Here is a 7,596-nt window from a genome sequence, read left to right as displayed (position 1 = left end):
GCGACGGGCCTGGACGTCCGGGTGACCGTCGCCGTCGACGTCTCATCAGGACTCGCCTACCCCGGTTCCATCTCCCGACTCCTGCGTCGCGCGGACTCGTTCCTCATCGTTCGCGGAGGCACCGCAGCGAAGTCGTGGCGCCCCGTCATCCGCGCCGTCCGATCGAGCATCCGGCCCGACGACGACGACCTCGTCTACTTCGTCGAAGACGACCACCTCCATCGGCCGGAAGCTCTCCGACTGCTGGTCGAGGGCAGCGCGGACTATCGGTTGCTCTACGCCCTCGCCTCGGAGCACGGCACCATCACCCCGCTGCGCCCCGGGTGGGCCCACGTCCCGGGGGGCACCTCGAGTTTCGCCGTGACCGGCCGGGCACTTCGGGCGGATGCCTCGCGCCATCTGTGGATGTCATGCGGCGGGGGCGCTTGGGATGAACTCTCGTGGAGGGCTCTCGGATCCCACGTCTCGAAGCCCGGGCTCGCCTACGTCCTCGCCCCGTTCCACCCGACCCCGAAATGGCCACGTCCATGGGGGCTGCGGCCCCTCCGGCACGCGGCGTTCCGGCTCCTCTGTCTCCTTCTCGCGCGCGGACGTCAGCGCTCCATCGAGCTGCGCCTGCCGATCCAGGTCACGCACTGCGAAAAGGGGATGCTCGCGGGAGAAGACGATTGGGCGAGGGTCGCCCTCTCGATGGACACACAGCCGGATGCCGAGCACGCGCCTGTTCACGTCCCGGACGCGGCCACGATAATCCCGCCGCGCACGCGACGACGCGACGTGCGGGCACTTCTCGCCGCGCTGGGCTGAATACCGTCGTCAGCCGATGGCGAGCACGTCGATCAGGCGCCGAGCGATGGCATCCCATCCGAAACGCTCCTCGGCAACGCGGCGCGCGGCGCGACGCCGGTCGGTGTAGCGGGGATCGGTGGCAACTCGATCGACGGCATCGGCGAGCTCGACAGCGTTCGCGCGGGGTGAAAGCACCACACCGCCCGCCTCCGGTCCGACGACCTCCGGGATACCCCCGCGCGCGACCGTGACGACAGGTGTGCCGACGGTCATGGCATCCAGGAGCACCATGCCGAAGGGCTCCTCCCACTGGCACGGGTAGAGGAAGACGTCCGCCTCGGCCAATTCGGCCGTCATGAGGTCGGGCGGGACATATCCGCGGATATTGACCGTGGCACCGGGGTGACGTTCGCTCACCTCCTCGGCGAGCGAACGCAGAGCCCGCGTATACGGGGACTCGCCGACCGCCGCACCCGACGCCTTCGCCCCGTACACGTCCAGGACGACGCTGCGGCGCACGGCGAGTTCAGCCACCGTTTCGACAGCCCGGAGCGCACCCTTCTCAGGGATCAGGCGCCCCGCGAAGGCGACCCTGAGCGGCTCGCCCGCCTCGTGCCAGAGCGGCTGTGCATGCGAGACCGTCGCGCCGTTCGGCACGACGACCGCATCGGTGATGCCGAACTCCTCGCGTGCGAGCGTCGCCAAGTACCGGCTGCAGAACACCCACGCGTCGACGGCCGACCGCACTTCGTCGAGGGTCGCGCGCGGCCACGACGCGCCGCATGAGCGACGGATCGCACCGACGGGATCGTTGTGCATGTGCAGGACGATTCGGCCTCGGTAGCCCGACCGTCTCAGCACCGCCACGTACGCCGGCTCGTTGTGCACATGGACGACCCTCGAACGCTGCAGGACCGGGGTGAGCCACCACACCCAGATACGCCCGGACAGCGTCAGTACGCGGACGACACCGTCCGGATTGCGGCGGAGCACACGCGCCACGGGGCGTGCCGCGACACGGATGAAAGCGTCGAGCCGGTCGAAAAGAGGCAGGCGCACACGAACGGCGCCGTCGTCGAACGCGGAGTCACCGCGTGGGCAGAAGACCCCCACCGCGATGTCGGCGGGAAAAGCGCCGTAGGCGTTCCGCACCCACGACGCGATCGCGCCGCCGGTCCCGTCGAAACGCTCGTCAGCGGGGAGCACGACAGCGACGTCGATGTCCGGAGCACGTACGACCTTGGCGCGAACGGCCTGAATGATCGCGTTCACCGTCGAATCACGGCTGAGGAGCAGGGCCAGCCCGAAGGCGCCTGCACCGACGACCACCTGCGCAACGAGTCGCGCGAGTGGAGAGGCGGCTTCTGCGAGCCACCCGACGGCGAGGACGGCGGCGGCCGGCGGAAGCGACAGGACGATCGGTGTCACGCTGGCGCGGACATAGGCGCCTGGCGCTGTGGGCACGACGTGGTGGAGACACACGTAGCCGAGCACGTAGCTGACCGCGGCCATGACGACCATCGACCACGCCGCACCGTCGACGCCCCACACGAGCGTCATCCCCAGGATCAGCGGCACGTTGACGATGGTTCGCCCCACGTTGAGGAAGACCCCGAGACGGAGATTGTCGGTGCCTGCCAGGAGGGAGCCGACCGGATAGCCGAGCGAACGGAGTGCCCCCGCCAGGGCGAGGACGGCCAGAACCGGCCCGAACGGGGCCCACTTCTCGCCGTAGACGACGGTCATCGCATCGTCCGCCACCAGGCTGACGCAGACCAGCGCGGGGATGTTCAGGATGCCGACCAGCGTCAGCATCTTCAGGTAGGCATCACGAACGCGAGTCTTGTCGTCCTGAATGATCGCGAAGTACGGGAAGAGCACGCGCGTGAGGATGGGGCTGACGCGTCCGGCCAGACTCACCCCGAGGGTGAAAGCCAGGTTGAAACCGCCGAGGGCGGCCGTGCTGACGAAGCGCCCGGTCGCGATGGTCGCGAGAGTGTTTCCGATGTAGTTCAGGACCCCGTCCGCCGACTGCCACACGCCGTAGCGCAAGAACCGGCGGAGCTCGGCGAGGCGGAAGTGCGCGCGAATGCGGGCCACGCGTCTCGCCGAGACGACGAAGACGACCGTACGCGCCGCTGCCCCGAGGACGAGCCCCACGGCCGCGCTCATCGCCGCCCACCCGGCGAGCGCGAGAAGAACAGCGCTCACGAGGGACACGAGAGCGAAAGCCACGTCCGCGATGCCGAGCGGTCGGAAGTCGAGTCGCTTCTCGAGCACCGCACGGTGAGCCTGACCCGCCGCGGTGAAGACGAAAGCGAAGGCCGTCACGACGATCAGAGGAGCCGCGGCCGGCGCGCCGAACAGTGCCGCGATCGGTTCGGATCCGGCCCAGACGGCGCCGAACGCGATCAGGGCCAGGGCGAGGTTCGCCCAGTGGACGCTCGAGAGTTCACGCGACGTGACTCTTCGACGCTGGATGAGCGCGGCCGTGAGGCCCAGCCCGACGAAGACCTCGAGGAACGACGAGCAGATCAGAACGGTCGAGACCAATCCCATCTGCTCGAGATCGAGGATGCGGGCGAGGACCAGCATCATGACGAGCTGGGCAGCAGAGGTCGAGAAGACGGACACCGCCGTCCAACTCGTGGCGGCCGTCGCGCGCGAAGCAGTCACTCGGACCTCCGGGAGCGGAAAAGCGGGACATCGTCGGACGCGGTCGGGCGGTCACTTCACGATTCCTCCAGTGAAACAGCGGCATCCCGGGCGGCTCCCGCGGGCTGTTACGTTCCCACCCGTGCACGCGCGAAAGATCACCACGGCCATCGCCAAACGCCTCCGTATCGCGCGTTGGCGCGCCACCGCGGCGATCCGCCGTCGGCCCGTGGTGGGCGATGCTCCCGCGGTGGTGAGCCTCACCTCCTATGGGCATCGGATCGCCACCGTGTTCGCGGCGATAGAGTCCATCGGCGAAGGCTCTGTGCGTCCCCGACGGCTCATCCTGTGGCTCGCCCACGACGACCTCGACGCAGGCATCCCCCGGCTGCTCCGCGACCTGCAGCGCAGAGGACTGGAAGTGCACGGATGCGACGACTTCGGTGCGCACAAGAAGTACTACCCGTACGCGACGCGGTGGCGCGACCCGGAGGTGCCCGTGGTGACGGCCGACGACGACGTCCTTTATCCGCACCGGTGGCTGGAAACGCTCCTCGAGCGGCATCGGGAGTATCCCCGGAGCACGATCGGCTATCGCGGTGAGGTGATGCGTTTCCTCGACGACGGCTCCGTGGCCCCGTACCGAACGTGGGGATTGAGCACGACATCGAGGCCGGACATCCGCCTGGTGCTCAACGGAGTCGGCGGCGTCCTCTACCCGTTCGCCGTCCTCGATGAGGCCTGCCGATACGGGACGCGCTTCCTCGACGAGTGTCCGCGCGGCGACGACCTCTGGCTCCATCGCGCTGCCCTCCGCAGTGGATTCTCTCCGCGACAGGTGTTCGACACTCCCGTCCACCACCCCGCGGTGCCGGGCTCCCAGCGCACGGCGCTCATGGCGACGAACGTTCTGGACGGAAACGACGAGCAGGTTCGCCGCACCTACAGCGAGGTTGACCTCGAACGGCTGAGGGGATCCACGACGTCGTGAGTGCTCGAACCGGCGACGACGATCGAGAAGAGGCTGAACCAGGTCAGCCACCCCAGTGAGTCGATCGCGTCGATGCGCAGAGGCGTCTCAGCGATTCCGCACCCCAGGAGCGTCATGATCGCGAAGAGTCCGGTGCGACGCCCGCGGCCCGTCGTGCGGAGCAGGCCGTACAATGCCGTCGCGACGACCCCCAGGAACGCGACCAGGGAAAGCAACCCCGAGGTCGTCATGATGCTGACGAACTCATTGTGACCGTGGTACGTCGGAGAGCCGTGATCGAAGACGGCGAAGTGGCCCCCGACTCCGTAGTACTCCAGCCCCTGTCCGAACAGGAAGGATTCCGTCGTGGCCCCCCAGGTCGCGCGGGAGATCATCCAGATCGACCCGCGCTGGGTGAATGCCTGCGGGTCGGACGTGCCGAGCGGAACCCAGAACGACACGATGACGAGACCGACCGTACCGAGGGCGGCCACGAGACCGGACCGGAATCGATCCCGCACGCACACCACGACGACCCCGATCACCACGGCGCCCGCCACGCCGATCAGCGTGCTCCGGCTTCCCGTCAGGACGAGGAAGAACATCAGCAGCCCGAAAGCCCCCAGGCGCACCCACATGCGGCGGAACAGGAAGACGAACGGCAGGGTGACGCCGAGCGCCAGCCCGAGGACGTTGCTCTGACCGAAGGGGCCGGCCATCAATTGCGTACCGATGAGCGCCTTCTCTTGGAGCACGACGTCGGCCGCCGGCATCCAGGTCTTCCCGGACGGCAGCAGCAGGACCGAGATCGCGACGATCACCAGACCGACGGACCCGAGGACGCGAAGATCTTCCAACCGGGGCTGGATGGACCAGATCGTGAGAGCGAGGAGGAGGGCGATCCGTGAGCCGGAGCGGAGCTCGCCATCCGACGCGGCCAGGTTCGCCACGGCGATGGCGGCGAAGAGCAGCATCATCGACGCGAGCGGCCAGAGGGGGCGGACCAGCGCCGGGTCTCTCACGAGATTCCACACGACGATGCTCAGACACCCGGCGATGCAGAGCGGCGCCCCCCAGGATTGCACCAGAACTCCGAGCTCCGTCTCGGCGATACGTCCCGTCGACAGTCGGTCGGCCGGCAAGCGTCCCGCGATGATCAGGCTGACGAGCGGACCGGCGGCGCACCACCACCCGCCGAGAAGGAGGACGACGGCGAGTTGACGACGACGACGGCGGTCTCCATCCGACGGGACGGGCGATGGCCCCGCGCCGGCGGCACGCGGAGCGGCGCGGAAGCTGTGCCGGGATGCCTCCGTCGCCGAGGTCACGCGCCCACCCGCAGCGTCGTCACCAGTTCGCGGAGCATAGGCCCGGTCGTTTCGGGATGGTGCGCGCGCAGGGCCGCGACCCCCGTCGCGCTCAGCTTCTGACAACGGTCGTCGTCGCCCAACAGAGATGACAGGTCCGCCCGCATCGACGACGCGTCGTCCGCGACGACGAGGGTGGGTAGGAGAAAGGACAGCCCGCGCGCCCCGATGGTCGTCGTGACGACGGGAAGGCCGTGCGCCATGGCGGGACCGATCTTCATGTTGACGCCGCTTCCGGAGAAGATCGGGTTCACGAAGACCCGGGCACGGTCGTAGACCTCGGCGGCTTCATCCACCTCACCGAGGAATTCGACGCCCGAAGCGGAGCGGAGGAGCGACGTCAGCGCCGGGCTCGCGCGTCGACCGGCGACGACGAGCCGCGTGGTGGGGTCCGCCTCGTGGAGAACGGAGAAGACCTCCCGCACGAACCACCGGAGCCCCTCCTCCGTGTGCGACGAGTCCAGCGCGCCGATGAATCCGATCGTTCGCTCCGGCTTCGGGCGCGCACGCGCGCGTGGTGCGATGTCGAAGGTCGGGGGGACCACTGACACGGGGATACCCGTGCCCGCGTACGCGTGCTCGTCGGCCGGCGAGATCACCGCGGTCGCCGCGACGCCCTTCCACATCTGCTGGCGCCGCAGCGCCCCGCGGATTCGCGCGCTCTCGATACGGAGATAGAGCCGCTTGGAACCGGTCGCGTGTGCTGCGAGCGATCGGTAGTACGCGATCTCGTCGTTGTGGCTCCGCAGCACGATCGGCGGACGGCCCACTGCCGACGAGATGCGGCGAGCAGCGGGGAGTGTCCACTCGTGGCTGGCAACGATGGCGTCCACCGGGCCGACACAGGCTCCCACGATCTCGTCGACCACCGTGGGCGGCATCGTCCGGGACGACACCTGGTACGGCGAGGCCGGGTGCCGACACGTCGCGCGGACGAACCCGCGCCGCGCGACGAACTGCACGGACTCCGCCAGAGCCATCGTCCGGCGACGATCGTCGTCGCTGATCTGCTCACGATGGAAGACCACGAGGTGCACTGTGACGCCGGCGAGTTCGAATGCGCGGAGCTCGCCCCACAGCTCCAGCCGACCGCCGCTCGTGAGGGGGTGGATGGCGTCGTCGGAGACGAAGACGATCTGGGGCACCTTTTCCTCCGACTTCGCGCGCTCGGGAGGGCACACGCCGTCCAGGGTCGCACCCGGGCGCGCGGGCCCCTTCCGGCCCACGGCTGTTTTCGCCCGAGCCGAGCCCCGAGTTCACGCGCTCGGTGTCGCTCGTCTTCGCGCGTCGCGGTGAGGCCCGCCTTCCTGGCGTCGGAGCCGCGGCATCCCTACCCTGACCGGTATGGAGATCCTGCGTCACGCCGTCGTCCTCGTTCACCTCGTCGGGTTCGCGATCCTCTTCGGCGCGTGGGTCGTCGAGGCCGTCGCGCGGCGCGTACGTGTCACGCCGTTGATGAACTACGCCCTCGCGATCTCCCTCGTCTCGGGCCTCGCTCTCGCGGCACCCTGGGCGCTCGACCACGAGCCGAACTACGTCAAGATCGCGGTGAAGCTCGTCGTGCTCATTGTCATCGGCGCGCTCCTCGGGATCGGCTCGGCGCGGCAGAAGCGCGGTGCCGACCTGGCACCCGCGGTGTTCTGGCTCGTCGGCATCCTGACCCTCCTCAACGCCGCGCTCGCGGTGCTCTGGCGCTGAGGCGTCCGCCTTCCCAGCGCGCGCATAGACTGAACGGTCGGCGGTCCCCACTCGGGACCACCTCCGGGTGCTGTTCGGCGATCCCGGATGCCAGCACCCCCGGCATCCGTCCCGCCC

Annotated in this window: 6 protein-coding genes; 3 read left to right on the top strand and 3 right to left on the bottom strand. The window is 69.0% G+C overall.

The annotated features are described in order from the left end of the window. On the top strand, window positions 1-807 hold an 807-nt coding region (locus NS283_RS16440; RefSeq protein ID WP_206542567.1), incomplete at its 5' end, for a hypothetical protein. Between the two features lie 9 nt (window positions 808-816). Here NS283_RS16440 and NS283_RS16435 read toward each other — a convergent pair. Further along, on the bottom strand, window positions 817-3,465 hold the full coding sequence (locus tag NS283_RS16435; protein ID WP_081317469.1) for an MOP flippase family protein: 2,649 nt from the start codon (window positions 3,463-3,465) through the stop codon (window positions 817-819). Window positions 3,466-3,586: 121 nt separating this feature from the next. Between NS283_RS16435 and NS283_RS16430 the strand changes: the two genes are divergently transcribed. Further along, entirely contained in the window at window positions 3,587-4,435 is an 849-nt protein-coding gene (locus NS283_RS16430) for a hypothetical protein (protein WP_058597931.1), read from the top strand. Here NS283_RS16430 and NS283_RS16425 read toward each other — a convergent pair. After that, complete coding sequence (locus tag NS283_RS16425; RefSeq protein ID WP_058597930.1) at window positions 4,387-5,742, bottom strand: O-antigen ligase family protein; 1,356 nt, start codon at window positions 5,740-5,742, stop codon at window positions 4,387-4,389. The genes NS283_RS16430 and NS283_RS16425 overlap by 49 nt on opposite strands. Then, entirely contained in the window at window positions 5,739-6,926 is a 1,188-nt protein-coding gene (locus tag NS283_RS16420; protein ID WP_153003403.1) for a glycosyltransferase, read from the bottom strand. Before NS283_RS16420 ends, NS283_RS16425 begins: the two co-directional genes overlap by 4 nt. Before the next feature lie 199 nt (window positions 6,927-7,125). Between NS283_RS16420 and NS283_RS16415 the strand changes: the two genes are divergently transcribed. Continuing rightward, window positions 7,126-7,479, top strand: coding sequence for a DUF5336 domain-containing protein (locus NS283_RS16415; RefSeq protein ID WP_058597928.1), 354 nt, complete (start codon window positions 7,126-7,128; stop codon window positions 7,477-7,479). Window positions 7,480-7,596: the final 117 nt, after the last annotated feature.

The sequence above is a fragment of the Microbacterium testaceum genome (assembly GCF_001476285.1).
Classification (GTDB): domain Bacteria; phylum Actinomycetota; class Actinomycetes; order Actinomycetales; family Microbacteriaceae; genus Microbacterium; species Microbacterium testaceum_B.
Note: the sequence above shows the minus strand (reverse complement) of the source record. Positions and strands in the feature narration are given on the sequence as shown.